Source organism: Pseudomonas sp. NPDC088429, from assembly GCF_044753305.1.
GTDB lineage: Bacteria > Pseudomonadota > Gammaproteobacteria > Pseudomonadales > Pseudomonadaceae > Aquipseudomonas > Aquipseudomonas rustica.
Window position 1 is genome coordinate 26,290 of record NZ_JBIVMX010000012.1, and the last position, 25,003, is coordinate 51,292.

Sequence of the window (25,003 nt, forward strand, 5' to 3'; positions counted from 1 at the left end):
GTGACAGGAAAAGATCGCAGCCTGCGGCAGCTCCTACACAGGGCTGCGATCTGTTGATGTTTATGCGGCGGCTTTACCTGCTGCCACCGCCGCCGAAGCAGCGAGCATCGCCCGCAACAACACCGCGCACCCGGCCGCCAGATCATCCGGCGCGGCGTTCTCGATTTCGTTGTGGCTGATCCCGCCTTCGCATGGCACAAAAATCATTCCGGCAGGCCCAAGTTCGGCGAGGAAAATTGCGTCGTGGCCGGCGCCGCTGACGATGTCCATGTGCGACAACCCCAAGCCCTTGGCCGCGCCGCGCACCGCTTCCACGCAGCCTTTTTCGAAGTACAGCGGCGGGAAGTCTGCGGTCGGGGTCAGTTCATAAGTCAGGCCATGTTCCTCACAAGTCGCTTCGATGACCTGCTTCACTTCAGCAATCATCGAATTCAGCCGTGCCGGTTCCAGATGACGGAAATCGAGGGTCATGCGCACTTCGCCGGGAATGACGTTGCGCGAGCCGGGATAGGCTTGCAGGCAGCCGACGGTGCCGCAGGCGTGCGGTTGATGGCCGAGGGCGGCGCGGTTGACGGCGCCGACGATGACCGAGGCGCCGACCAGTGCATCTTTGCGCAGGTGCATCGGTGTTGGGCCGGCGTGGGCCTCAACGCCGCGCAGTTTGAGGTCGAACCACTTCTGCCCCAGCGCACCGAGCACCACGCCGATGGTTTTCTGTTCGTCTTCAAGGATCGGGCCTTGTTCGATGTGTGCTTCGAAATAGGCGCCGACTTTATGTCCGCTGACTTTGCGCGGGCCGGCGTAGCCGATCGCATTGAGTGCTTCGCCGACCGTGATGCCCTCGGCATCAACCTTGGCCAGCGTTTCTTCGAGGGTGAATTTTTCGGCGAACACGCCGGAGCCCATCATGCATGGCGCGAAGCGTGAGCCTTCTTCGTTGGTCCAGACCACCACTTCCAGCGGCGCTTCGGTTTCCACGCCGAGGTCGTTGAGTGTGCGCAGAACCTCGACGCCAGCGAGCACACCGAAGCAGCCGTCGAACTTGCCACCGGTGGGTTGCGTGTCGATGTGGCTGCCGGTCATCACTGGCGGCAGGTCGGGATTGCGCCCCGGGCGGCGGGCAAAAATGTTGCCGACGGCATCGACCGTGACGCTGCACCCGGCGTCCTTGCACCATTGCACGAACAGGTCGCGGGCCTGGCGGTCGAGGTCGGTCAGGGCCAGGCGACAGACCCCGCCCTTGACCGTGGCGCCGAGCTTGGCCAGCTCCATGAGCGAGGCCCAGAGGCGATCGCGGTTGATGTGCTGATGGGTTGATTGCAGAACGTCTACGGCTGCATTCATGGGGATCTCCTCAGGCTGCTTTTCTTATGGATATTGCTGTGGTGTCGGGTAGACCGATATCGCGAGCAGGCTCACTCCTACAGAGGAACGCATTTCAAAATGTAGGAGTGAGCCTGCTCGCGATGGCACTCTCAACTACACCGCTGACTTAACGACCGAAGGCTGCGCCCGCATCACGCACAACCCGTAATAAATAATCCCGCCCAACGCCGAGCCGGTGAACCAGCCATAGCTGTAAAACCAGCTGAACGCGTCGCTACCCAGCGACAACAACGTCAGCACCACCGGCACACCAAACGCGAGAAACCCGGCCCGGTTCCACGCCGGATACACGTCATCGCGGTACAACCCGGCCAGATCCAGTTGCTGTTTCTTGATCAGGAAATAGTCCACCACCATGATCCCGGCAATCGGCCCGAGCAGGCTCGAATAACCCAGCAACCAGTTGGAATACACGGTCTCGAGGCTCACATCGGAAACGATCAAACCGAGCTTTTTCAGCAGCTCATGTCCCATCAGCAACAGGCCGACCAACCCGGTCAGCAACACCGCTTTGGTGCGGTTGATCACCTTGGGCGCGATGTTCTGAAAATCATTGGTCGGCGAGACAATGTTCGCGGCGGTGTTGGTCGACAGCGTGGCGATGATGATCAGCGCCATGGCCACCGCGACCCACACCGGGCTCTGGATATGGCCGATCAAAGTCACCGGATCAGATACCGTCACGCCGACCAGTTTCACCGACGCTGCGGTCATGATCACGCCCAGCGAGGCGAACAAAAACATGGTCAGTGGCAGGCCGAAAATCTGCCCGAGGATTTGATCTTTCTGGCTCTTGGCGTAACGACTGAAGTCCGGAATGTTCAACGACAACGTCGCCCAGAAACCCACCATTGCCGTCAGCCCGGCGGCGAAGTAACTCACCACGCTGGCGCCTTCCGGACGCTTCGGCGGGATCGCCAGCAGTTCGGTCATCGAGACATTGGGCATCGCCCATACCAGCAAGCCGATGCCGACCGCCACCAGCAACGGCGCGGACAAGGTTTCCAGCCACTTGATCGACTCGGCGCCGCGAATCACCACCCACAGGTTCAGCGCCCAGAACACCATGAAGCCGATCACCTCCCCCGTTCCGCCAAGGGATTTCCAGCCGTCGAAAATCGAGCCAAGAAACAGGTGAATCGCCAAACCGCCAAACATCGTCTGAATGCCGAACCAGCCGCACGCCACCAGCGCGCGAATCAAACAGGGCACGTTGGAGCCGAGAATGCCGAACGACGAGCGCAGTAACACGGGAAACGGAATGCCGTATTTGGTGCCGGGAAAGGCGTTCAGCGTCAGCGGAATCAACACGATGATATTGGCGAACAGAATCGCCAGCAGCGCTTCGCCCACACTCAAGCCGAAGTACGCCGTCAGCACACCGCCAAGGGTGTAGGTCGGCACGCAGATCGACATGCCGACCCACAGCGCGGTGATGTGCCATTTGTTCCAGGTTCGTTCGCGCACCTTGGTCGGTGCCATATCGTGGTTGTAACGGGGACTGTCGAGGACGTCGCTGCCGGCTTCGAGTTCGAACAAGCCGTCGCGTTCGGTCACTTGCGATCTGTTCTGTTGCATGGCCGCTCCACTGTTCTTCTGATTATTTTTTTGCTCATCAGGCGGCTTGCACACAAGGCGCGAGCCGGACGATGGCCGGAGGAACTGACAACTTTCGTGCACCGGCCATGGTGTCAGCGGCGGCATCAATAAACGTGCCGGGTGAACCGCTTGGCGCTAGGGCCGTGCTTCAAACGTATTGCAACTTTCTGATATTTATCAGTTTTAATTATTCACCTGATGAGTTCGCGGAAACCTGTCTGGGTGCTCAGGCTAAACACTTGGCAAGTTGTCCGAACAGACAGGACTCAAACTGGTGCACTGCATTTATTTTCATTGAGAACGTGCAACCGCAGCTCAACTTCAAGCGGCTGATTTCACATAGGAAATCTTGCTCATATTTCCATCCTGTCAAGTGCGTCAAAATGGTGAGCCGCCTCACCATTTTGGTGATTTGTACTTTTTATCGTTATTTTTCATATAGTTAAAACAGACATAAGCTTATAAAAAATATTCTTGCTCTATTGCAAATTCACGACTAGTTTCTATTCCTGACAGCGCTGACAGGAATACACCCTGCACTGCTGTACATCAATAAAACATTTAGAACCGGCACAAGTCGGTCATGCCTGCGAGGAACTCGGAATGTCTCTGTTGATCCGTGGCGCCACCGTTGTTACCCATGATGAAAGTTATCGCGCCGACGTCTATTGCGCCGACGGCGTGATCAAAGCCATCGGTGAAAACCTTGATGTTCCCGCCGGCGCCGAAGTGCTCGACGGCAGCGGCCAATACCTGATGCCCGGCGGCATCGATCCGCACACGCACATGCAACTGCCGTTTATGGGCACCGTGGCCAGCGAGGATTTCTACAGCGGCACGGCGGCCGGTCTGGCCGGTGGCACCACGTCGATCATCGACTTCGTCATTCCCAATCCGCAGCAATCATTGATGGAAGCGTTTCATCAGTGGCGCGGCTGGGCGGAAAAGTCCGCGTCCGACTATGGCTTCCACGTCGCGATCACTTGGTGGAGCGAGCAGGTGCGCGAAGAGATGGCCGAACTGGTCAGCCATCACGGCATCAACAGCTTCAAGCATTTCATGGCCTACAAGAACGCGATCATGGCTGCCGACGACACGCTGGTGGCGAGTTTCGAGCGTTGTCTGGAGCTCGGTGCGGTACCAACCGTGCACGCGGAAAACGGCGAACTGGTCTATCACCTGCAACGCAAGTTGATGGCCCAAGGCATCACCGGGCCGGAAGCGCATCCGCTGTCGCGGCCTTCGCAGGTTGAAGGGGAAGCGGCGAGCCGGGCGATTCGTATCGCTGAAACCATTGGCACGCCGTTGTATCTGGTGCACGTCTCGACCAAGGAAGCCCTCGACGAAATCACCTATGCGCGCAGCAAGGGCCAGCCGGTTTACGGCGAAGTACTGGCCGGGCATTTGCTGCTCGACGACAGCGTCTACCAACACCCGGACTGGCAGACTGCTGCGGGTTACGTGATGAGCCCGCCGTTCCGTCCGCGCGGTCATCAAGAGGCGCTGTGGCACGGGCTGCAGAACGGTAATCTGCACACCACTGCGACGGATCATTGCTGCTTCTGCGCGGAGCAAAAAGCTGCCGGGCGTGACGACTTCAGCAAGATCCCCAATGGCACGGCGGGTATCGAAGATCGCATGGCGGTGCTTTGGGATGAGGGCGTTAATTCCGGTCGTTTGTCGATGCAGGATTTCGTTGCGCTCACCTCAACCAATACTGCGAAAATCTTCAATCTCTATCCGCGTAAAGGTGCGATTCGCGTCGGTGCCGATGCCGACCTGGTGCTGTGGGATCCGCAAGGCACGCGCACCATTTCCGCCAAGACTCACCATCAGCAGGTGGACTTCAACATCTTCGAAGGCAAGACCGTGCGCGGCGTGCCGAGCCATACCGTCAGCCAGGGTCGTTTGGTCTGGGCCGATGGCGACCTGCGCGCCGAGCGCGGCGCCGGGCGGTACATCGAACGGCCGGCGTATCCGGCGGTGTTTGATTTGCTGAGTAAGCGGGCTGAGCAACATAAGCCAGTTGCTGTGAAACGCTGACATCGAGGCCTTCGGCCTTCGCGAGCAAGCCCGCTCCCACATTTGAAATGCATTCCCCTGTAGGAGCTGCCGAAGGCTGCGATCTTTTGATCTTGATCTTAAAAAACAAGATCAACAGATCGCAGCCTTCGGCAGCTCCTACACGGGATTTGGCCAATGCCCGATAGAGGCAGTTACCGTGAGGCACACAACCGTGATCGAGACCCTGAACCATCTCCCCCACCCGCACGAAAGCGCGGCCGCCCTCGCCGGGCATTTCACTGATCTGGCGCCGCCGCTCAACGCTCGGCAGGCGCATCTGGAAGCCTCGCGCTGCCTGTATTGCTACGACGCGCCGTGCGTGAATGCGTGCCCGAGCGAGATCGATATCCCCTCGTTCATCCGCAATATCCATCAAGACAACGTCCCCGGCGCCGCGCAGAAAATCCTCTCGGCAAACATCCTCGGCGGCAGTTGTGCACGCGTTTGCCCGACTGAAATCCTCTGCCAGCAAGCCTGCGTGCGCAACAACGCCCACGAATGCGCGCCGGTGCTGATCGGCCTGCTGCAACGCTACGCCGTCGACAACGCACACTTCACTGAACACCCATTCCAGCGCGCGGCAGTCACCGGTAAACGCATCGCCGTGGTGGGTGCCGGGCCGGCCGGTTTGTCCTGCGCGCATCGCAGCGCCATGCACGGTCATGACGTGGTGATTTTCGAAGCGCGGGAGAAGGCTGGCGGGCTCAACGAGTACGGGATCGCCAAGTACAAACTGGTCGACGATTACGCGCAAAAGGAGCTGGATTTCCTCCTGCAAATCGGCGGCATCGAAATCCGTCACGGGCAGAAACTCGGTGAGAATCTAACCCTCAGCGAGCTGCATCATCAGTTCGACGCGGTGTTCCTCGGCCTCGGTCTCAACGCCAGCAAGCAGCTCGGCCTGGCCCACGAAGATGCGCCGGGCCTGCTCGCCGCCACCGATTACATCCGCGAACTGCGTCAGGCCGATGACCTCACGCAACTGCCACTGGCCGAACGCTGCATCGTCCTCGGCGCCGGCAACACCGCGATCGACATGGCCGTGCAAATGGCTCGCCTCGGCGCTCGCGATGTCAATCTGGTGTATCGCCGTGGCGCGGCGGACATGGGCGCCACTGGCCATGAACAAGACATCGCCAAGGCCAATCAGGTGCGTCTGCTGACCTGGGCACAACCGGAAGAAGTGCTGCTCGACGATCAAGGCAACGTGCGCGGCATGCGTTTCGCTCGCACCGGTCTGGTCGAAGGACGCCTGCAAACCACCGGTGAAACCTTCGAACTGGCCGCCGACGCAATCTTCAAAGCCATCGGCCAGTCCTTCGACAGCAGCGCCCTCGCCGACCCGCTCGCCCGTGAACTCAAGCGCCAGGGTGAACGCATTCAGGTCGATGAAAACCTGCGCACCAGCATTCCCGGCGTGTATGCCGGCGGCGACTGCACCAGCCTCGATCAAGACCTCACCGTGCAAGCCGTGCAGCACGGCAAACTCGCCGCCGAGGCGATCAACGCTCAACTGATGCTCAACGTGGAGGCTGCGTAAATGGCCGATCTCTCGATAGTCTTCGCCGGCATCAAAGCACCGAACCCGTTCTGGCTGGCCTCCGCGCCACCGACCGACAAAGCCTACAACGTGGTGCGCGCGTTTGAAGCAGGCTGGGGCGGCGTGGTCTGGAAAACCCTTGGCGAGGATCCGGCGGCGGTCAACGTTTCGTCGCGTTACTCGGCGCATTACGGCAACAACCGCGAAGTGCTCGGCATCAATAACATCGAGCTGATCACCGACCGCTCGCTGGAAATCAACCTGCGGGAAATCACTCAGGTGAAGAAGGATTGGCCGGATCGCGCAATCATCGTTTCGCTGATGGTGCCGTGCGTTGAAGAGTCGTGGAAACACATTCTGCCGCTGGTTGAGGCCACGGGCGCTGACGGCATCGAACTGAATTTCGGTTGCCCGCACGGCATGCCAGAGCGCGGTATGGGCGCAGCGGTCGGTCAGGTGCCGGAGTACGTCGAGCAGGTGACGCGCTGGTGCAAGACTTATTGCTCACTGCCGGTGATCGTCAAGCTGACGCCGAACATTACCGACATTCGCGTCGCCGCTCGCGCCGCCCATCGCGGTGGCGCCGATGCGGTGTCGCTGATCAATACGATCAACTCGATCACCAGCGTCGATCTGGAGCACATGGTCGCCCTGCCCACCGTCGGCAGCAAAAGCACCCACGGCGGTTATTGCGGTTCGGCGGTGAAGCCGATCGCGCTGAACATGGTCGCGGAAATTGCCCGTGATCCTGAGACGCAGGGCTTGCCGATCTGCGGGATTGGCGGCATTGGCAGTTGGCGCGATGCCGCAGAATTCATGGCGCTGGGCAGCGGCGCGGTGCAAGTCTGCACGGCGGCGATGCTGCATGGTTTCCGCATTGTCGAGGAGATGAAGGACGGCTTGTCGCGGTGGATGGACAGTCAGGGTTACGCCAGCATTTCCGAGTTTTCCGGGCGCGCGGTGGGCAACACCACGGACTGGAAGTACCTCGATATCAACTATCAGGTGATCGCAAAGATTGATCAAGAAGCGTGCATTGGTTGCGGGCGTTGCCACATTGCCTGCGAGGACACTTCACATCAAGCGATTGGCAGTTTGCGCCAGGCGGACGGGACGCATAAATATGAAGTGATTGATGATGAGTGCGTGGGCTGCAATTTGTGCCAGATTACTTGTCCGGTGGCGGATTGCATCGAGATGGTGCCGATGGATTCAGGCAAGCCGTTTCTGGACTGGAATCATGATCCGCGCAATCCCTACCACGTTGCGGTTTGACTGATCGTTCCCACGCTCTGCGTGGGAATGCAGCCCGGGACGCTCTGCGTCCCATTGGAACGCGGAGCGTCCCTAGAGGCATTCCCACGCAGAGCGTGGGAATGATCATGTAGGAGCTGCCGAAGGCTGCGATCTTTTGACTTATGGTTCCAACCCAATCCCGCGCAATATCACACTCGTCACCGTCTGCACCGCCCGCTCAAACTGCATGTCCGACAACGGCTGGTGATCATTCAAAATATTCACCTGATGATCAAAGTCGGCATAGTGCTGCGTCGACGCCCAGATCATGTACAACAACCCCGACGGCTCCACCGGCAAAATCCGCTTGTCCTCGACCCACTGCCGAATCTTCGCTTCCTTCATTTTCGCCCAGTCATACAGGCTGACATCCAGCGCCTCGCCCAGCGTCGGCGCGCCGTGGATGATTTCATTGGCCCAGACCTTCGAGCCGTACGGCCGGCTACGCGAGTGGTTCATCTTGGCGCGGATATAACTGCTGAGCACCACGCGCGGATCGTCGAACATCTCGAAGCACAGCGCGTCCTGCTTCCACACTTCCAGCAGATCAAACAGCACCGCGCTGTACAGCTCGCTCTTGGTGCTGAAGTAATAATGCAGATTGGAACGCGGCAGTTGCACTTCGGCGGCGATGTCGGCCATCGCGGTGCTGCCGAAACCTTTTTCGGCGAAGACTTTTTCCGCCGCCAGCAGGATTTTCTCGACGTTATTGCGGCGAATTTCGATCTTGTGATTGCCCATGTGGGCTCCCTGACAACAGCGTTGTTGAAGACTAGCATCCGCTCAGGCACGCGGGCGACAGATGAAAACGAAACTTCGTACAGACGCGCCCGGACGCGGTTGAGTAAACTGGCCGTTCTTCGATTCTGCCTCAGAGGTATCCGCGATGCTGTTCAAGAATGTCCTGACCACCACTGCCCTGCTCGCCTCGCTGTTCGCTGCGTCTTCGGTATTTGCCCACGCCCATTTGAAAAGCCAGACCCCGGCCGCTGACAGCACCGTCGCTGCCCCTGCCGATCTGCGCCTGACCTTTTCCGAAGGTGTCGAAGCCACGTTCACCAAAGTCACCGTGACCAAGGACGGCGCACCGGTTGCGGTCAAACCGCTGACCACCGAAGGCGACAAGAAAACCCTGATCATCACCCCGGCGGAGCCGCTGACCGCCGGTGAATACAAAGTCGAATGGCACGCAGTGTCGGTCGACACGCACAAAAGCGAAGGCGCCTATCAGTTCAAGGTTGGCCAGTAATTCATGAGCGAGGCGCTGGTGCTGTGCCGCTTTCTGCATTTCACCGTGGTGTTGATGCTGTTCGGCGCCTGGCTATTCAGGCCGTTGCTGCTCAAGGGTGAAGCGCTGGAACTGGATCGGCACCTGACGCGACTCGCCCGTTGGCTGGCCGCGGTTGCGCTGGTCAGCGGGATTGCCTGGGCGTTGCTGATTACCGCGAGCATGGCCGGTTCGGCTGCGGCGGCGTTTGATCCAGACACGATTGCGCTGGTGTTGGGCAATACGTTTTTTGGTCAGGTGTGGCGCTGGCACCTGCTGATCAACGCGGTGCTGCTGGCGTTGCTGTTCACTCCGTGGCGTTCAAGCATGCCGTTGCGCCTGGGTTTGAGCGGGTTGTTGCTGGCGACGCTGGCACCGGTCGGGCACGGCGCGATGCTTGATGGCTTGAGCGGGCAGCTGCTGATTCTCAATCAGATCGTTCATCTGACCTGTGTGGCCGCGTGGCTGGGTGGGTTGTTGCTGCTGGTGATGATCCTGCGTCAGCCGAGCGAGCTTCGTGGTGTTTTGCAGCGTTTCAGCGGGGTTGGTTATTGGCTGGTGGCGGGGTTGCTGATCACCGGGTTGATCAACGTCCGTGTGCTGACCGGCCAGTGGTGGCCGACGCCATTGTTCAGCGGGTTTGCGCTGATTCTGTTGATCAAGGCGATGATTGTGCTGGGCATGCTCGGGTTGGCGTTGTTCAACCGCTTGCGCATGGAAGATTGCGAACAGCGGATCGGCACGCTCAAACGCAGTGTGATGCTTGAATGGCTGCTCGGCATTGGCGCGGTCGCCGCCGTCTCGCTACTCGGCACCCTGCCCCCGATGATCACGGCTTGAAAAGAAAAAGATCGCAGCCTTCGGCAGCTCCTACAGATTATCCATGTAGGAGCTGCCGAAGGCTGCGATCTTTTGATCTTAATGGGGTTGGGTGTTGCCGGCAGCGGTATCGATGCTAACCACCACCGACATCCCCGGCCTTAGCCGTTCCTCTTCCTGCTGATCCGGATCAATCGTGATCCGCACCGGCACCCGCTGGGCAATCTTCACAAAATTACCCGTCGCATTGTCCGCTTGCAGCAAGGCGAATTCAGACCCCGTGCCCGGCGAAATATGCTGCACATGCCCGGTGAATTTACGGTGGTTCAGCGCATCGACGGTGAAACGCACCGGTTGCCCGACCCGCACGTTGTCCATCTGGGTTTCCTTCATGTTGGCGATCACCCATTTCTGGTTCGGCACCAACGCCATCAACTGCGCCCCGGAGTTGACGTAAGCGCCGAGACGCACGCCAATCTGCCCCAACTGCCCGTCACGCGGCGCGACGATGCGCGTGTTCGACAAATCGATCCGCGCCAGTTGCACCGCCGCTTCCGCGCTGGCCACCGACGCCTCCAGCGAACCACGATTGACGATCACCGTCTGCAAATCCTGACGGGCGATTTCCACGTTGGCCTTGGCCTGCGCCACCGCAGCAATGCTTTGCGCATTGGCTGCGAGCGCCACGTCCATTTCACGTTTCGACACTGAGCCGTCGCTCACCAGTTCCTTATTACGCCGCAGATCCGCCTCGCTTTTGCGCAACTGCGCTTCGCTGTCGGCCTGCACGGCTTGGCGCAACTTGATCGTCGCCTCGGCGCTGTTGCGTTGCTGCACGACGTTGGCCAGCGCGGCTTTCTGCACCGCCAGTTGCGCCAGCGATTGATCGAGACGCTGCTGATAGATGCGATCATCCAGACGCACCAGCAAATCACCGGCCTTCACATACTGAAAATCCTGCACCGGCACTTCATAGACGTAACCGGCGAGTTGCGGGCCGATGATCGTCACCTGCCCGCGAATCAGCGCATTTTCAGTGGTCTCGACCGCGCTGCTGAACGGCGGCAATTGCCAGGCATACAACACGATCAACACGCCGACGATGGCGATCGCGGCAAAGCCCAGCGACGAAATAATCCGCACCCGCAACGAACGTGGCTCAGTATTTGGCGATGACGGCGGCGCCACGCCTTCGGGCGTGGCGGCAATGGCGTTAGTGGTTGTGGTGGTCGGTTCGGTCATGAAGAAATGGCACCGCTCGAAGGTGTGGATGGCGCAGGGGCGACGGCTTTGGTGGTGCTCATCAGCCACAGCGCACGAATGGACAGCCAGATCATGGTCAGCACCGCAATCACGGCGATCAGCATGAACACGTCGTTGTAGGCCAGCACGTTGGCCTCTCGGGTCGCGGCGTTGGCCAGGCTACGAATGCCCGCAAGGTTGCGCAGGCTCGGGTCGGCCAATAGCGAGCCATACGCCGAGCCGCCACTCTGCACGCGCGCGGCCACCAAAGGGTCAGACAGCGTCAGGTGCTCAACGATGTGACTGGAATGAAATTTTTCCCGGACGATCTGAAAGGTGCCCAGAAGCGCCGCGCCGATTAAACCGCCGAGGTTATTACAGATCCCGAACAGCACGGAAAAACTCACCAGGTTGCGCGGATTGGTCAACACGTTGCGCGTGCCGAGCACCATGGTCGGCCCGAGGAAAAACGTGCTGCCGAAGGCCAACAGGAACTGGCTGAAATAGAGGTTTTCCGGGCGGGTCAGGTTGTTGGAAGAACTGTCCATCACCGCTCCGGTGGCCATCAGACCCAGCGAGATGATCAGCGGCATCAGCAGGTGTTTGGGGTCGATCGTCAGTGCGCTGGTCAACAACCCCGCGACGCTGCCGATCAGCATTACCACGTACAGGCTGTGCAATTGCTCATAGCCCATGTTCAGGTTCTGCATGAAACCCACCGCACCGGTGGACTGCTCAGAGGTGACCATACGAATCAGGGTCACCGCCAGCGCGAGACGAATCATCGTCCCGCTGCCGAGCCAACGGGTCATCAGCATCGGGTTGCTGCGGTTATGTTCGATGGCCAGACCGGTGATGATCAGCGCAATCGACGACGCGAGGGCGACGCCGATCCAGTCGGCCTCCAGCCACCAATCGATCCGCCCCAACGACAACACCGCGCACAACAATGCGACGCCACTGGCGAGAATGGCGAAGGTCAGGAAGTCGAGTTTTTCGAAGGTTTTGAAGCGGTCGCCGGGCGGCAACTTGAGCATCAATACGCAGCCCAACGACAGCAGCGCCATGCCCAATTCGAACAGGTACAAGCCGCGCCATTCGGCGATTTGCAGCAAGTCTTCGGAGAATAATCGCGCCAGCGGCAAGGCTAACTGCGACGTGCCGAGGCCGAGCACCAACGCCTTCATTCGCCACTTCGCCGGGAACGCCTGCACCATGTAATACAGGCCCAGCGAGCTCAACGCAGCGCCGACCATGCCGTGCGCCGCCCGCACCGCGACTGCGGAATTGAGGTCGTTGACGAACAAGTGGCCGAAGGTCACCAGCGCATACAACACGAGGAATACTTCGGTGAACGCACGCAAACCGAACTGCTGGCGAAACTTCACCAGCAACAGGTTCATCGACACGTTGGTCATTACATACGCTGCCGGCAGCCAGGCCATCTCCGCCGTGGTCGCGCCGAGGGCGCCTTGCAGATAAGGCAGGTTGGCGACCACCAGCGAGTTGCCCAAACCACCGGTCAGCGCCACCAGCAAACCGACCAGCGCATAGGCCAGGCGCTTGGGGTTGGAGTGCAGCGGCGTCGAAGGGGAACCGGGCAGACTGGGCTTCTCGTGCGGCTGCCAGTGGCGCGGGGCGTATTGATCCATTAAAAAGCCTTGTGCTGAAGGTGGATGAAGTTTGCCGCAAATTCACCGGCAACACACATCTCATGGTCAACACAGATCCCTGTAGGAGCTGTCGAGTGAAACGAGGCTGCGATCTTTTGATTCTGATTTTTAAAAAGCCAGAGCAAAAGATCGCAGCGTGCCGCAGCTCCTACAAGTGATCAGAGTGCTGCCGGGAGTCATCGTATAACTTGCTGTTGACATTCCCGCAAAACATAGGAAATATCCGCAACCATGTTGTACGACGACGTATGACAAATAATAAAAACAACAATGAAACAGGGAGCGTCACAGTGAGCACACTCGTCCGCAATTCCGCCCGCCCTTCCCGCTTTTCCGTTATTCGCCCGCGATCTACTCTAAGCCTGATCGGTTGCAGCAGCCTCGCCTTCGCCATGCCCATGAGCGCCGACGCTGAAGGCTTTCTGGAAGACAGCAAAGCCACGCTGAACCTGCGTAACGCCTACTTCAACCGCAATTTCGTCAACCCGGCCAACCCACAAGGCAAGGCTGAAGAGTGGACGCAAAGCTTCATCCTCGACGCCAAATCCGGTTTCACCCAAGGCACCGTCGGTTTCGGCCTCGACGTGCTCGGGTTGTACTCTCAGAAGCTTGATGGCGGCAAAGGCACCGGCGGCACGCAGCTGTTGCCGATCCACGATGACGGGCGTCCGGCGGACAACTTTGGCCGGCTCGGCGTGGCGATGAAAGCCAAGGTGTCGAAGACCGAATTGAAGGTCGGGGAATGGATGCCGGTCCTGCCGATCCTGCGCTCCGACGATGGCCGCTCCCTGCCGCAAACCTTTCGTGGCGGGCAGATCACGTCCACCGAGATCAACGGCCTGACCGTCTACGGCGGCCAGTTCCGCGGCAACAGCCCACGCAACGACGCAAGCATGGAAGACATGTCGATGAACGGCCGGGGCGCTTTCACCTCCGATCGTTTCAACTTCGGCGGTGGCGAATACAGCTTCAATGACAAGCGAACCCTGGTCGGCGTGTGGTACGCCGAACTCAGCGACATCTACCAGCAACAGTACTTCAACCTCAGCCACAGCCAGCCCGTGGGCGACTGGACGCTCGGCGCCAACCTCGGCTTCTTCACGGGCAAGGAAGACGGCAAGGCCCAGGCGGGCGAACTCGACAACAAGACCGCGTTCGCCATGCTCTCGGCAAGATACGGCGGCAGCACCTTTTATGTCGGCCTGCAGAAACTCGGCGGCGACGATGCGTGGATGCGGGTCAACGGCACCAGCGGCGGCACCCTGGCCAACGACAGTTACAACGCCAGTTACGACAATGCCAAGGAGCGCTCGTGGCAGTTGCGCCATGACTACAACTTTGTCGTTCTGGGCATCCCCGGCCTGACCATGATGAACCGCTATATCAGCGGCGATAACGTCCACACCGGCTTGATCACTGACGGCAAGGAATGGGGCCGCGAGTCGGAACTGGCCTACACCGTACAGAGCGGCCCGCTGAAAAACCTCAACGTGAGATGGCGCAACGCGACCATTCGCAGGGACTTCAGCACCAATGAGTTCGATGAGAACCGGGTGTTTATCAGTTATCCGATTTCGTTGTTGTAATTCCCGAGCCACCGCAAATCCCCTGTGGGGGGAATGCATTGCAGAGCAGCCATTGGGCGATCGAAATGCCAATTGGCCCATCCGTCATATACACCAAAAGTCGCGTTGACAAGATCCGGAAACCCTACCGATACTCCAACGCAGTCATACGACAACCTACAACAAACCAATAACAATTTGTAAGGGAATGCCATGACGTCTACCACCCCTTCCCGCGCCCCGTTCAACCGGCTGCTGCTGACTGGTGCTGCCGGTGGCCTGGGCAAAGTCCTGCGCGAACGCTTGCGCCCCTACGCCAACGTGCTGCGACTGTCCGACATCGCCGCGCTCACGCCCGCTGTCGATGATCGCGAAGAAATCGTGCTCTGCGATCTCGCCGACAAACAGGCCGTGCATCAACTGGTCGAAGGCGTCGACGCGATCCTGCATTTCGGCGGTGTGTCCGTGGAGCGGCCGTTTGAGGAAATCCTCGGCGCCAACATTTGCGGGGTCTTTCACATTTACGAAGCGGCGCGCCGGCATGGCGTCAAACGAGTGATTTTCGCCAGTTCCAATCACGTCATCGGTTTCTATAAACAGGACGAGCAACTCGACGCCAGCTCTGCGCGCCGCCCTGATGGCTACTACGGTTTGTCCAAGTCCTACGGCGAAGACATGGCCAGTTTCTACTTCGACCGCTATGGCATCGAGACCGTCAGCATCCGCATCGGCTCCTCGTTCCCCGAGCCGCAAAACCGTCGAATGATGCACACCTGGCTGAGCTTCGACGACCTCACGCAACTGCTCGAGCACTCGCTGTACACGGCCAATGTCGGTCACACCGTGGTCTACGGCATGTCCGATAACAAAGACGTCTGGTGGGACAACCGATTCGCCAGCCACCTCGGTTTCGAAGCCCGGGACAGCTCCGAAGTATTCCGCGAGAAAGTCGAGGCGCAACCGATGCCGGCCGCCGATGACCCGGCGCGGATTTATCAGGGTGGCGCCTTCGTCGCGGCGGGCCCCTTCGGCGACTGACCGACTCACTTGATCCCCCCCAATAAAAACCAAGGGAATGAGTATGCAAGCCGAATTGATCGTCGACGCCCGCAACGCCGTGGGCGAAAGCCCGGTCTGGGTGGCGCAGGAAAATGCGCTGTACTGGGTCGATATCCCCAACGGCGCGCTGCAACGCTGGAGCGCCGATACCGGCCAGGTGCGTGCCTGGAAAGCCCCGGAAATGCTCGCCTGCATCGCGCGGCACCAGCGTGGCGGCTGGATCGCTGGCATGGAGAGCGGCTTCTTTCATTTGCATCCGCACACCGACGGCAGCCTCGACGCCGAGCGGCTCGCCAGCGTTGAACACGCACGCCCGGACATGCGCCTCAACGATGGTCGCTGCGACCGTCAGGGGCGTTTCTGGGCGGGCAGCATGGTGTTGAACATGGGCCTGAATGCGCCCGAAGGACGGCTCTATCGCTACGGTGCCGGCGCAACCGGGACGATCGAAGCGCAACTTGATGGCTTCATCGTCCCCAATGGCCTCGGCTTCAGTCCCGACGGCAAAACTCTGTACTTGTCCGACTCACACCCGAATGTGCAGTTGATCTGGGCTTTCGACTACGACACCGACAGCGGCACGCCATCGAATCGCCGTGTTTTCGTCGACATGAACAACCACTGCGGGCGCCCCGACGGCGCGGCAGTGGACGCCGATGGCTGCTACTGGATCTGCGCCAACGACGCCGGTCTCGTGCATCGCTTCACACCCGACGGGCGCCTCGATTACTCACTGCCTGTACCGGTGAAGAAACCGACCATGTGTGCGTTCGGCGGCAGCCAGATGGACACCTTGTTCGTCGCCTCGATCCGCCCCGGTGACGACCACGATCCGCAATCTCTGGCCGGCGGCGTGTTCGCCCTGAACCCCGGCGTCAAAGGCCTGCCGGAACCACTGTTCAACGATTTGCTGTAACCCGCCTCTGCTGCACCGCTGTGCCTTGAACACAAAAATAACAAGACTGGAGACACCCCTCATGGACTTCAAACGCACGTTGCTCGTCGCTGCACTCCCTTTCGCGTTCACCCTCAGCAGCGCCGTTCAGGCACTGGAAATCAAATTCGCCGACATCCATCCGGCCGGCTATCCGACGGTGGTGGCTGAAGAGCAACTGGGCAAAACACTGGTCGCCGACAGCGACGGCAAACTGACTTTCAAGATGTTTGCCGGCGGCGTGCTGGGCTCGGAAAAAGAAGTGGTCGAACAGGCGCAAGTCGGCGCGATTCAAATGGCTCGCGTCAGCCTCGGCATCGTCGGCCCGGTGGTACCTGACGTGAACGTGTTCAACATGCCTTTCGTGTTTCGCGACCAAGCGCACATGCGTAAAGTCATCGACGGCGAAATCGGCGATGAAATCCTCGACAAGATCACCCAGTCGGAATTCAACCTCGTAGCCCTCGCCTGGATGGACGGCGGCACACGGAATATCTACACCAAGAAACCGGTGCGCACACTCGAAGATCTCAAAGGCATGAAGATCCGCGTGCAAGGCAACCCGATGTTCATCGAAACCATCAACGCAATGGGCGGCAACGGCATCGCCATGGACACCGGCGAAATCTTCAGCGCCCTGCAGACCGGAGTGATCGACGGCGCGGAAAACAACCCGCCTACCCTGCTCGAACATAATCACTACCAGAACGCGAAGTTCTACAGCCTGACCGGACACCTGATCCTGCCAGAGCCCATCGTGATGTCGAAAATCACTTGGGAAAAACTCACCGCCGATCAGCAGACCCTGGTGAAAAAAGCCGCGAAAGCCGCTCAAGCACAAGAGCGCACTTTGTGGGATGCCAAGTCGGCCAGCAGCGAAGAAAAACTCAAAGCGGCCGGCGTCGAGTTCATCACCGTCGACAAGAAACCGTTCTATGAGGCCACCGCATCGATACGCGAGAAGTACGGCGCACCTTACGTCGATCTGATCAAACGCATCGAAGCCGTGCAGTAACCCTCCCAGCCCTCAACGAAAGGCCCGGCAACGCTGACCTCGCCGAAGGTCGGCGGCTGCCCGGTTACGGTGGAACCCGATGAAGAATTTGCTGCTGCGCATCAACGACCGGATCTACATGACCTGCATCTGGGTCGCCGGTCTCTCGGTGCTGACCATTTCCCTGATCATCCCTTGGGGCGTCTTCGCCCGTTACGTCCTCGGCACTGGCTCCAGCTGGCCGGAACCCACCGCCATTCTGCTGATGATGGTCTTCACCTTCATCGGCGCCGCCGCCAGTTATCGCGCCGGCGCACACATGGCCGTCGCGATGATTACCGATCGCCTGGCGCCCGACATGCGCAGAACCATGAGCATTGTCTCGCAGGTATTGATGGCGACCATTTGCCTGTTCATGACCATCTGGGGCAGCAAACTCTGCCTGTCGACCTGGAACCAGTTCATGAGCGCCCTGCCCACTCTGCGGGTGGGCATTACCTACATGCCGATCCCGGTCGGCGGCGCGTTGACGCTGATTTTTGTGCTGGAAAAACTCTTTCTCGGCGACCAGAGCAATCGCCGCGTGGTGCGCTTTGACCTGGTTGAAGAAAACGAAGGGGCTGCCTGATGGACGCATTGATTCTGCTGGGCAGTTTTATCGCCTTGATCCTGATCGGCATGCCGGTCGCTTACGCCCTCGGGCTGTCGGCGTTGATCGGCGCGTGGTGGATCGACATTCCGTTTCAGGCGCTGATGATTCAGGTCGCTGGCGGCGTGAACAAATTTTCCCTGCTGGCGATTCCGTTCTTCGTGCTCGCCGGGGCGATCATGGCCGAGGGCGGCATGTCGCGCAGGCTGGTGGCGTTCGCCGGGGTGCTGGTGGGGTTCGTCCGTGGCGGTCTGTCGCTGGTCAACATCATGGCCTCGACATTCTTCGGCGCGATCTCCGGCTCGTCAGTGGCGGACACCGCGTCGGTGGGCTCGGTACTGATTCCGGAAATGGAGCGCAAAGGCTATCCGCGTGATTTCTCCACAGCGGTGACGGTCAGCGGTTCGGTGCAAGCCTTGCTGACACCCCCGAGCCACAATTCGGTGCTTTATTCATTGGCGGCCGGCGGCACGGTGTCCATCGCTTCGCTGTTCATGGCCGGCGTGGTGCCGGGCCTGTTGATGAGCGCGTGCCTGATGGTGCTGTGCCTGATTTTCGCGCGTAAACGCAACTACCCGAAAGGCGAAGTCATTCCGCTGCGCCAGGCGCTGAAAATCTGCGGTGAAGCGCTGTGGGGCCTGATGGCGATGGTGATCATTCTCGGCGGGATTCTATCCGGGATTTTCACCGCAACCGAATCAGCGGCCATCGCTGTGCTCTGGTCATTTTTCGTGACCATGTTCATCTACCGCGACTACAAATGGAGTGAGTTGCCGAAGCTGATGCACCGCACAGTGCGGACGATTTCGATCGTGATGATCCTGATCGGTTTCGCGGCGAGCTTCGGCTACATCATGACCCTGATGCAGATCCCGGCGAAGATCACCACGATGTTCCTGACCCTGTCAGACAACCGCTACGTGATCCTGATGTGCATCAACGTCATGCTGCTGTTGCTCGGCACCGTGATGGACATGGCCCCGCTGATTCTGATCCTCACACCGATTCTGATGCCGGTGATTCTCGGCATTGGCGTAGACCCGGTGCAGTTCGGCATGATCATGCTGGTGAACCTGGGGATCGGATTGATAACACCGCCGGTAGGTGCGGTGCTGTTTGTCGGGTCGGCGGTGGGCAAGGTCAGTATCGAAAGCACGGTAAAAGCGTTGCTGCCGTTCTACGCGGTGCTGTTTCTGGTGTTGATGCTGGTCACCTACATTCCCGCCATTTCCCTGTGGCTACCGCACTTGGTGTTGTAACAACCTGAAAGATCGCAGCCTTCGGCAGCTCCTACAGAAATCGCATTCCATGTAGGAGCTGTCGAGTGAAACGAGGCTGCGATCTTTGGATCTTCAAATACTCAAGCACGCAACAACATATATCCCGCCACCACCAGACACACACTGGCAAACCCCACCTGCAATGCCCGCGCCGGCACTCGCGCGCAGAGCTTGCGGCCAATGATCATGCCGATGACGCTGGCGATAATGAACGCAACGCCCTGCCCGTCAATCCGCACCCCGGCGTGAAACGATCCGATCACCCCGATCGCCGAAATCAGGCTGATCACCATCAACGACGTGGCAACAATCCCGCGCATCTGCACGTCGGTCAGTTGCTTGAACGCCGGCACAATCAAAAACCCGCCGCCAACGCCAAGCAACCCTGACACCACGCCCGTAACCGCACCCAACGCCGCAAGGGTTGCGGTGCATTTCGCGGTCCAGTCGAAGCGCCCGGTTTCTTCATCGAGCATGCAGTTCTTCTGCCCCCAACTGCCATGCCCGTGATCGCTCGGCCCTTCTTCCTGACGCTCGCGCCTCAGCATGCGCCAAGCGACCATGACCATCAGCAGGCTAAAGAGGATCATCAGAATCTTCTCCGGCAATTGATGCGCGAAGTAGATCCCCAGCGGCGAAAACACTGCGCCGAGCGCCGCAATCAACAGTGCCGCACGATAACGCACCAGCCCATGGCGCAATCCATCGATAGCTCCAACCGCCGCCGCACTGCCCACCGCGAACAACGCGACCGGCGCCGCTTGCGTCATCGTCCAGCCGAGCCCGAGCACCAGCGCCGGCACCGCCAGAATGCCGCCGCCCGCACCGGTCAAACCGAGCACCAACCCCATCACCACGCCAAACAGACTTGCCAGCAACATAGGGTTATCTCAGTCGACCTTGGACAGACTAGTCAGCCATTCGCGGCCCTTGAGCATGCCGTTCCAGTAGAACCACGGCAGCAACGTCGCCTTGAGCAACCACGCAGAGCGACGCGCCACGGTCGGATCCAGCGGAAACGTCGGCAGCAACTTACCGGCATAGCCAAACTCGGCGAGGATCACCTTGCCCTTCTCCACCGTCAGCGGGCACGAACCGTAGCCGTCGTACTTCAACGGCAGCGGTTGTTGCTTGCGCTGAGCCAGCAGATTTTGCGCAACAACCACGACTTGCTTGCGCACTGCTGCTGCGGTCTTCGCGTTGCTGGTGCCGCAGATATCGCCGAGTGCAAACACCTCGTGATAACGCGGATGCTGCAGGCTGTGTTGATTGACTTCGCACCAGCCGGCGGCGTCGGCCAACGGACTGTTCGCGATGAAATCCGGCGAGACCTGCGGCGGCACGACGTGCAGCAGATCGAAGGTTTTCGCCTCGCGAGTGACGTTGCCGTCAGCGTCCTTGATCTCGAACCATGCGGTTTTCGCCGGGCCCTCAACCTTGACCAGATTCGAGTTGAAGGCCAGTTGTGCGTTGTATTTTTCGATGTACTTCATCAGTGGCGGCACGAACGTCGCCACCCCGAACAACGCGGCGCCGGCGAGATTGAATTCGACATTGATGTTGTTCAGCACGCCGCTTTTAAGCCAGTGATCGCAGGACAGATACAGCGCCTTTTGCGGCGCGCCGGCGCATTTGATCGGCATCGCCGGTTGCGTGAACAGCGCTTTGCCGCCGCGCAGTTTTTGCACCTGATCCCAGGTGTATTGCGCGTGCTGATAGCTGTAATTGGAAGTGACGCCGTGCTGACCGAGGCTTTCCTGCAAGCCTTCGATTTTCTCCCAGGCCAGGCGCAGGCCGGGGCAGACGATCAGGTTTTGATAGCTGACCGTGCGCTGATCGTTGAGGGTGAGTTGGCGCTTGTCGGGATCGATGCCGGTGACGGCGGCTTGCAGCCAGTTGACCTGACGCGGCATCACCTTGGCCATGGGTCTGGCGGTGTCTTTTGCGTCGTAAGCACCGCCGCCGACCAGCGTCCACGCCGGCTGGTAATAGTGCTGCGAACTCGGCTCGATCACGGTGATTTTCAGGTCAGGATCACGCTTGAGCAGACTGGCGACGAAGCCGATGCCCGCCGTGCCGCCGCCGATAACCACGATGTCTGCACTGATGGATGGGCCCCAGTGTTGATCGTTCATTGCTTGTTCCTTTTGCTGCACGCAAGGATTTCGTCAGCCATCACACAGATCCATTGTAGGAGTGAGCCTGCTCGCGATCGCGGTGGGTCAGCCAACATGTTTATCGACTGATACACCGCTATCGCGAGCAGGCTCACTCCTACAGGGGATTGGTGTGATGGCTGGCATTTATGGGTGTTCCCAGCTTTTTAGGACGGCCCCGCAATAAAGCCCCGACAGGGTCTTCATCACCTGAATCACTTCCGGGCTGGCGAGCCCATAAAAAATGTATTTGCCTTCACGGCGAGTGGCGACCATGCCTTCGTCGCGCAAAATGCCCAATTGCTGGGACAGCGTCGGCTGGCGTACGCCGGTCATGGTTTCCAGCTCGCCAACGTTGCGTTCGCCCTGGGTCAATTGACAGAGGATCAACAACCGATCTTCATTGGCCAACGCCTTGAGCAGCGCACAGGCCTTGGTGGCCGAGGCGCGTAATTGGGCGACTTCACATTCGGTCAGACTGGATTGCATTTGCACGATGCCTTCAACGTCACTTAAGCTGCGAACATTATGTTTTTACATAAAGTGTTGCAACCCCGAATGACTTTTCGCCCACTCGTACAGGTTTGTGTCCATGCCCGCGCTGATTGAAGCTTTCCTCCACCCCGCCTCCTCGACCTACAGTTATGTGGTCTATGAAGCCGACGGCGGGTACTGCGCAATCGTCGATCCGGTGCTCGACTACGACGGAGCCGCCGGCCGCACCTGCACCGCACAAGCCGACAAAATCATTGCCTTCGTCCGCCAACACAATCTGCAAGTGCAGTGGCTGCTGGAAACTCACGCCCACGCCGATCACCTGTCCGCCGCGCCCTACCTGCGCCGCGAACTGGGCGGCAAGATCGCCATCGGCGAGTCGATCAGCAAAGTGCAGAACGTGTTCAAGGCGCTGTTCAATCTGGAGCCGGAATTCTGCGTCGACGGCTCTCAGTTCGATCACCTGTTCGCGCCGAACGAGTCATTCAGCATTGGCAATCTCAAAGCTACGGCGCTGCATGTTCCCGGCCACACACCGGCGGACATGGCTTACCTGATTGATGGCGAGCAGATTCTGGTCGGCGACACGCTGTTCATGCCGGATGTGGGCACGGCGCGCTGCGACTTCCCCGGCGGCAACGCCAATCAACTGTTCAACTCGATCCACACACTGCTGGCCTTCCCGGCGAGCGTGAAGCTTTACGTCTGCCACGACTACCCGCCCGAGGGTCGCGAGTCGCAGTGCCAGACCACGGTGGGCGAGCAGCGCAAAAGCAACATTCATGTGCATGACGGAGTTGATGAGGCGACGTTTGTCGAGATGCGCACGAAGCGTGATGCCGGACTGGGCATGCCGACGCTGTTGCTGCCGGCGATTCAGGTGAACGTGCGGGCGGGGAATTTGCCGGCGGCTGAGGACAATGGTGTGGTTTATCTGAAGATTCCGCTTAACAAGCTTTAACGTCAAAAGATCGCAGCCTGCGGCAGCTCCTACACGGAATTGATCGTTCCCAGGCGGCGTGTGGGCACGATCATGCATTTTTCCGTGTAGGAGCTGCCGCAGGCTGCGATCTTTTGATCTTCACGCCCCCAACGTCAACCCATTCGCCGGCAGCGGCAGCGCCGTCTTATACCGCACCTGCTTCAACGCAAAACTCGAGCGGATATTCGCCACCCCCGGCACCTTGGTCAGAAAGTCCATCATGAAGCGCTCCAACGACTGAATCGTCGGCACCAGCACCCGGATCAGATAATCCGGGTCGCCGGCCATCAAATAGCACTCCATCACTTCGGGGCGATCAGAAATCGCTTCTTCGAAATGCTGCAACGCCAACTCCACCTGTTTCTCCAGGCTGACGTGAATAAACACGTTCACGTGCAGCCCCAGCAGATCGGCGTCCAGCAGCGTCACCTGCTCGCGAATCAGGCCTAATTCTTCCATCGCTTTCACCCGATTGAAGCACGGCGTCGGCGACAGATTCACCGAGCGTGCAAGGTCGGCGTTGGTGATGCGCGCGTTCTCTTGAAGGCTGTTGAGAATGCCGATGTCAGTACGATCCAGTTTGCGCATGAGACAAAACCACCTGTTTTTTATGTTTATGCAGAATTTCTATCTGCAAATCGTCTCCAGCGCAACGAAACAGAGATAAATATTCTTCTTGGCCCGGCCTATGATTGTTGTAGGACAAGATTTCTTCTACCGAAGGATGACTGCCAGCTCACTACAAGAAATTCACAAGATCGAGCGTAGAAGCCATGACCCAAGCGTATGAACCGCTGCGTCTGCACGTCCCTGAACCCTCGGGCCGTCCAGGCTGCAAAACCGATTTTTCCTACCTGCATCTGACCGATGCCGGTACGGTGCGCAAACCTTCCATCGACGTCGAACCTGCCGACACCGCCGACCTGGCGCGTGGGCTGATTCGCGTGCTCGACGATCAAGGCAACGCCCTCGGCCCTTGGGCTGAAAACGTGCCGGTCGAGATCCTGCGCAAAGGCATGCGCGCCATGCTCAAGACGCGCATCTACGACAACCGCATGGTCGTCGCCCAGCGTCAGAAAAAGATGTCGTTCTATATGCAGAGCCTTGGCGAAGAAGCCATTGGCAGTGCTCAGGCGTTGGCGCTGAACATCGACGACATGTGCTTTCCGACCTATCGTCAGCAAAGCATTCTGATGGCCCGCGAAGTGCCACTGGTCGACCTGATCTGCCAACTGCTGTCCAACGAGCGCGATCCGCTCAAGGGCCGCCAGTTGCCGATCATGTATTCGGTTAAAGAGGCGGGGTTCTTTACCATTTCCGGCAACCTTGCGACCCAGTTCATTCAAGCGGTCGGCTGGGGCATGGCGTCGGCGATCAAGGGCGACACCAAAATCGCCTCGGCGTGGATCGGTGACGGCGCGACCGCCGAATCGGATTTCCACACCGCCCTCACCTTCGCTCACGTTTACCGCGCGCCGGTGATCCTCAACGTGGTCAACAACCAGTGGGCGATTTCGACCTTCCAGGCCATCGCCGGTGGTGAAGCCACTACTTTCGCCGGACGCGGCGTCGGTTGCGGCATCGCTTCTCTGCGCGTCGATGGCAACGACTTCTACGCGGTCTACGCCGCTTCTGCCTGGGCCGCCGAACGCGCCCGCCGCAACCTCGGCCCGACCATGATCGAATGGGTCACCTACCGCGCCGGCCCGCACTCGACCTCCGACGACCCATCGAAATACCGTCCTGCCGATGACTGGAGCCACTTCCCGCTCGGCGACCCGATTGCCCGCCTCAAACAGCACCTGATCAAGGTCGGCCACTGGTCGGACGAAGAGCACGCCGCCGTCAGCGCCGAGCTCGAAGCCGAAGTGATTGCCGCGCAGAAACAGGCCGAACATTACGGCACCCTCGCCGGCGGGCAGATTCCAAGCGCCGCGACCATGTTCGAAGACGTCTACAAAGAGATGCCGGAGCACTTGAAGCGCCAGCGTCAGCAGTTGGGG

Annotated in this window: 22 protein-coding genes; 13 read left to right on the forward strand and 9 right to left on the reverse strand. The window is 59.4% G+C overall.

What is annotated here, in order from left to right; all coding sequences use genetic code 11:
- Positions 1-60 precede the first annotated feature (60 nt).
- Together ACIP66_RS09330 and ACIP66_RS09335 are read right to left on the reverse strand one after the other, a co-directional pair.
- Entirely contained in the window at positions 61-1,344 is a 1,284-nt protein-coding gene (locus tag ACIP66_RS09330; protein ID WP_159814674.1) for a Zn-dependent hydrolase, read from the reverse strand.
- A gap of 135 nt (positions 1,345-1,479) precedes the next feature.
- Complete coding sequence (locus ACIP66_RS09335; protein WP_400647349.1) at positions 1,480-2,964, reverse strand: NCS1 family nucleobase:cation symporter-1; 1,485 nt, start codon at positions 2,962-2,964, stop codon at positions 1,480-1,482.
- A gap of 624 nt (positions 2,965-3,588) precedes the next feature.
- Here ACIP66_RS09335 and hydA point away from each other — a divergent pair.
- The 3 genes from hydA (at position 3,589) to preA (ending at position 7,864) form a co-directional block, all read left to right on the forward strand.
- On the forward strand, positions 3,589-5,028 hold the full coding sequence (gene hydA / locus ACIP66_RS09340; RefSeq protein ID WP_212551543.1) for a dihydropyrimidinase: 1,440 nt from the start codon (positions 3,589-3,591) through the stop codon (positions 5,026-5,028).
- Between the two features lie 193 nt (positions 5,029-5,221).
- Entirely contained in the window at positions 5,222-6,589 is a 1,368-nt protein-coding gene (locus ACIP66_RS09345) for an NAD(P)-dependent oxidoreductase (protein ID WP_400647351.1), read from the forward strand.
- On the forward strand, positions 6,590-7,864 hold the full coding sequence (gene preA, locus ACIP66_RS09350) for an NAD-dependent dihydropyrimidine dehydrogenase subunit PreA (protein WP_212544626.1): 1,275 nt from the start codon (positions 6,590-6,592) through the stop codon (positions 7,862-7,864).
- Between the two features lie 141 nt (positions 7,865-8,005).
- On the opposite strand, the gene ACIP66_RS09355 is transcribed toward preA, so the two are convergent.
- Positions 8,006-8,626, reverse strand: coding sequence for a TetR/AcrR family transcriptional regulator (locus ACIP66_RS09355; RefSeq protein ID WP_212544627.1), 621 nt, complete (start codon positions 8,624-8,626; stop codon positions 8,006-8,008).
- 145 nt (positions 8,627-8,771) lie between these two features.
- Here ACIP66_RS09355 and copC point away from each other — a divergent pair, with 145 nt between their 5' ends.
- Together copC and copD are read left to right on the forward strand one after the other, a co-directional pair.
- On the forward strand, positions 8,772-9,134 hold the full coding sequence (copC, locus tag ACIP66_RS09360) for a copper homeostasis periplasmic binding protein CopC (protein ID WP_400647354.1): 363 nt from the start codon (positions 8,772-8,774) through the stop codon (positions 9,132-9,134).
- Positions 9,135-9,137: 3 nt separating this feature from the next.
- Positions 9,138-9,992 (forward strand): copper homeostasis membrane protein CopD, encoded by an 855-nt coding sequence (gene copD / locus ACIP66_RS09365; RefSeq protein WP_053121411.1) that lies wholly within the window; start codon positions 9,138-9,140, stop codon positions 9,990-9,992.
- Positions 9,993-10,070: 78 nt separating this feature from the next.
- Here copD and ACIP66_RS09370 read toward each other — a convergent pair whose 3' ends face one another.
- The gene (locus tag ACIP66_RS09370; RefSeq protein ID WP_053121414.1) at positions 10,071-11,213 is read right to left on the reverse strand and encodes an HlyD family secretion protein; all 1,143 of its coding nucleotides are present in this window, start codon (positions 11,211-11,213) and stop codon (positions 10,071-10,073) included.
- Positions 11,210-12,865 carry an MFS transporter gene (locus ACIP66_RS09375; RefSeq protein ID WP_159814680.1) on the reverse strand — a complete coding sequence of 552 codons (1,656 nt, stop codon included), beginning with the start codon at positions 12,863-12,865 and terminating at the stop codon, positions 11,210-11,212. The genes ACIP66_RS09370 and ACIP66_RS09375 overlap by 4 nt, the downstream gene beginning before the upstream one ends.
- A gap of 311 nt (positions 12,866-13,176) precedes the next feature.
- On the opposite strand from ACIP66_RS09375, the gene ACIP66_RS09380 reads away from it, so the two are divergent.
- The 6 genes from ACIP66_RS09380 to ACIP66_RS09405 all read left to right on the forward strand — a co-directional run bounded on the left by ACIP66_RS09380 (position 13,177) and on the right by ACIP66_RS09405 (position 19,346).
- Positions 13,177-14,472 (forward strand): OprD family porin, encoded by a 1,296-nt coding sequence (locus ACIP66_RS09380; protein ID WP_400647358.1) that lies wholly within the window; start codon positions 13,177-13,179, stop codon positions 14,470-14,472.
- Between the two features lie 192 nt (positions 14,473-14,664).
- Positions 14,665-15,489 carry an NAD(P)-dependent oxidoreductase gene (locus ACIP66_RS09385; protein ID WP_053121420.1) on the forward strand — a complete coding sequence of 275 codons (825 nt, stop codon included), beginning with the start codon at positions 14,665-14,667 and terminating at the stop codon, positions 15,487-15,489.
- 43 nt (positions 15,490-15,532) lie between these two features.
- Positions 15,533-16,426, forward strand: coding sequence for an SMP-30/gluconolactonase/LRE family protein (locus ACIP66_RS09390; RefSeq protein ID WP_053121421.1), 894 nt, complete (start codon positions 15,533-15,535; stop codon positions 16,424-16,426).
- 61 nt (positions 16,427-16,487) lie between these two features.
- Positions 16,488-17,459 carry a TRAP transporter substrate-binding protein gene (locus ACIP66_RS09395; protein ID WP_400647361.1) on the forward strand — a complete coding sequence of 324 codons (972 nt, stop codon included), beginning with the start codon at positions 16,488-16,490 and terminating at the stop codon, positions 17,457-17,459.
- Between the two features lie 79 nt (positions 17,460-17,538).
- The gene (locus ACIP66_RS09400) at positions 17,539-18,066 is read left to right on the forward strand and encodes a TRAP transporter small permease (RefSeq protein WP_053121425.1); all 528 of its coding nucleotides are present in this window, start codon (positions 17,539-17,541) and stop codon (positions 18,064-18,066) included.
- The gene (locus ACIP66_RS09405) at positions 18,066-19,346 is read left to right on the forward strand and encodes a TRAP transporter large permease (protein WP_053121428.1); all 1,281 of its coding nucleotides are present in this window, start codon (positions 18,066-18,068) and stop codon (positions 19,344-19,346) included. The genes ACIP66_RS09400 and ACIP66_RS09405 overlap by 1 nt, the downstream gene beginning before the upstream one ends.
- 101 nt (positions 19,347-19,447) lie before the next feature.
- On the opposite strand, the gene ACIP66_RS09410 is transcribed toward ACIP66_RS09405, so the two are convergent.
- From ACIP66_RS09410 to ACIP66_RS09420, 3 genes are all read right to left on the reverse strand, one after another.
- The gene (locus tag ACIP66_RS09410; RefSeq protein ID WP_400647365.1) at positions 19,448-20,248 is read right to left on the reverse strand and encodes a sulfite exporter TauE/SafE family protein; all 801 of its coding nucleotides are present in this window, start codon (positions 20,246-20,248) and stop codon (positions 19,448-19,450) included.
- A 9-nt stretch (positions 20,249-20,257) separates the two neighbouring features.
- The gene (locus ACIP66_RS09415; protein ID WP_400647368.1) at positions 20,258-21,502 is read right to left on the reverse strand and encodes an FAD-dependent oxidoreductase; all 1,245 of its coding nucleotides are present in this window, start codon (positions 21,500-21,502) and stop codon (positions 20,258-20,260) included.
- A gap of 168 nt (positions 21,503-21,670) precedes the next feature.
- On the reverse strand, positions 21,671-22,012 hold the full coding sequence (locus ACIP66_RS09420) for a helix-turn-helix transcriptional regulator (protein ID WP_053121433.1): 342 nt from the start codon (positions 22,010-22,012) through the stop codon (positions 21,671-21,673).
- A 103-nt stretch (positions 22,013-22,115) separates the two neighbouring features.
- Between ACIP66_RS09420 and ACIP66_RS09425 the strand changes: the two genes are divergently transcribed.
- Positions 22,116-22,979, forward strand: a complete 864-nt coding sequence (locus tag ACIP66_RS09425; RefSeq protein ID WP_400647371.1) for an MBL fold metallo-hydrolase — start codon at positions 22,116-22,118, stop codon at positions 22,977-22,979.
- A 120-nt stretch (positions 22,980-23,099) separates the two neighbouring features.
- Here ACIP66_RS09425 and bkdR read toward each other — a convergent pair whose 3' ends face one another.
- On the reverse strand, positions 23,100-23,588 hold the full coding sequence (gene bkdR, locus ACIP66_RS09430; protein ID WP_008086971.1) for a Bkd operon transcriptional regulator BkdR: 489 nt from the start codon (positions 23,586-23,588) through the stop codon (positions 23,100-23,102).
- Positions 23,589-23,773: 185 nt separating this feature from the next.
- On the opposite strand from bkdR, the gene ACIP66_RS09435 reads away from it, so the two are divergent.
- Positions 23,774-25,003 (forward strand): 3-methyl-2-oxobutanoate dehydrogenase (2-methylpropanoyl-transferring) subunit alpha (locus ACIP66_RS09435; RefSeq protein WP_400647374.1); only part of this gene is annotated, 1,230 nt, incomplete at its 3' end.

Excerpts from the sequence above, each read along its gene's own strand:
- hydA (WP_212551543.1), top strand. The coding sequence starts at position 3,589 with ATGTCTCTGTTGATCCGTGGCGCCACCGTTGTTACCCATGATGAAAGT.
- ACIP66_RS09425 (WP_400647371.1), top strand. The coding sequence starts at position 22,116 with ATGCCCGCGCTGATTGAAGCTTTCCTCCACCCCGCCTCCTCGACCTAC.
- ACIP66_RS09415 (WP_400647368.1), bottom strand. The coding sequence starts at position 21,502 with ATGAACGATCAACACTGGGGCCCATCCATCAGTGCAGACATCGTGGTT.
- ACIP66_RS09330 (WP_159814674.1), bottom strand. The coding sequence starts at position 1,344 with ATGAATGCAGCCGTAGACGTTCTGCAATCAACCCATCAGCACATCAAC.
- ACIP66_RS09400 (WP_053121425.1), top strand. The coding sequence starts at position 17,539 with ATGAAGAATTTGCTGCTGCGCATCAACGACCGGATCTACATGACCTGC.
- ACIP66_RS09355 (WP_212544627.1), bottom strand. The coding sequence starts at position 8,626 with ATGGGCAATCACAAGATCGAAATTCGCCGCAATAACGTCGAGAAAATC.
- ACIP66_RS09395 (WP_400647361.1), top strand. The coding sequence starts at position 16,488 with ATGGACTTCAAACGCACGTTGCTCGTCGCTGCACTCCCTTTCGCGTTC.
- bkdR (WP_008086971.1), bottom strand. The coding sequence starts at position 23,588 with ATGCGCAAACTGGATCGTACTGACATCGGCATTCTCAACAGCCTTCAA.
- ACIP66_RS09390 (WP_053121421.1), top strand. The coding sequence starts at position 15,533 with ATGCAAGCCGAATTGATCGTCGACGCCCGCAACGCCGTGGGCGAAAGC.
- copC (WP_400647354.1), top strand. The coding sequence starts at position 8,772 with ATGCTGTTCAAGAATGTCCTGACCACCACTGCCCTGCTCGCCTCGCTG.
- ACIP66_RS09370 (WP_053121414.1), bottom strand. The coding sequence starts at position 11,213 with ATGACCGAACCGACCACCACAACCACTAACGCCATTGCCGCCACGCCC.
- ACIP66_RS09335 (WP_400647349.1), bottom strand. The coding sequence starts at position 2,964 with ATGCAACAGAACAGATCGCAAGTGACCGAACGCGACGGCTTGTTCGAA.
- ACIP66_RS09410 (WP_400647365.1), bottom strand. The coding sequence starts at position 20,248 with ATGTTGCTGGCAAGTCTGTTTGGCGTGGTGATGGGGTTGGTGCTCGGT.
- ACIP66_RS09375 (WP_159814680.1), bottom strand. The coding sequence starts at position 12,865 with ATGGATCAATACGCCCCGCGCCACTGGCAGCCGCACGAGAAGCCCAGT.
- ACIP66_RS09405 (WP_053121428.1), top strand. The coding sequence starts at position 18,066 with ATGGACGCATTGATTCTGCTGGGCAGTTTTATCGCCTTGATCCTGATC.
- preA (WP_212544626.1), top strand. The coding sequence starts at position 6,590 with ATGGCCGATCTCTCGATAGTCTTCGCCGGCATCAAAGCACCGAACCCG.
- copD (WP_053121411.1), top strand. The coding sequence starts at position 9,138 with ATGAGCGAGGCGCTGGTGCTGTGCCGCTTTCTGCATTTCACCGTGGTG.
- ACIP66_RS09420 (WP_053121433.1), bottom strand. The coding sequence starts at position 22,012 with ATGCAATCCAGTCTGACCGAATGTGAAGTCGCCCAATTACGCGCCTCG.
- ACIP66_RS09385 (WP_053121420.1), top strand. The coding sequence starts at position 14,665 with ATGACGTCTACCACCCCTTCCCGCGCCCCGTTCAACCGGCTGCTGCTG.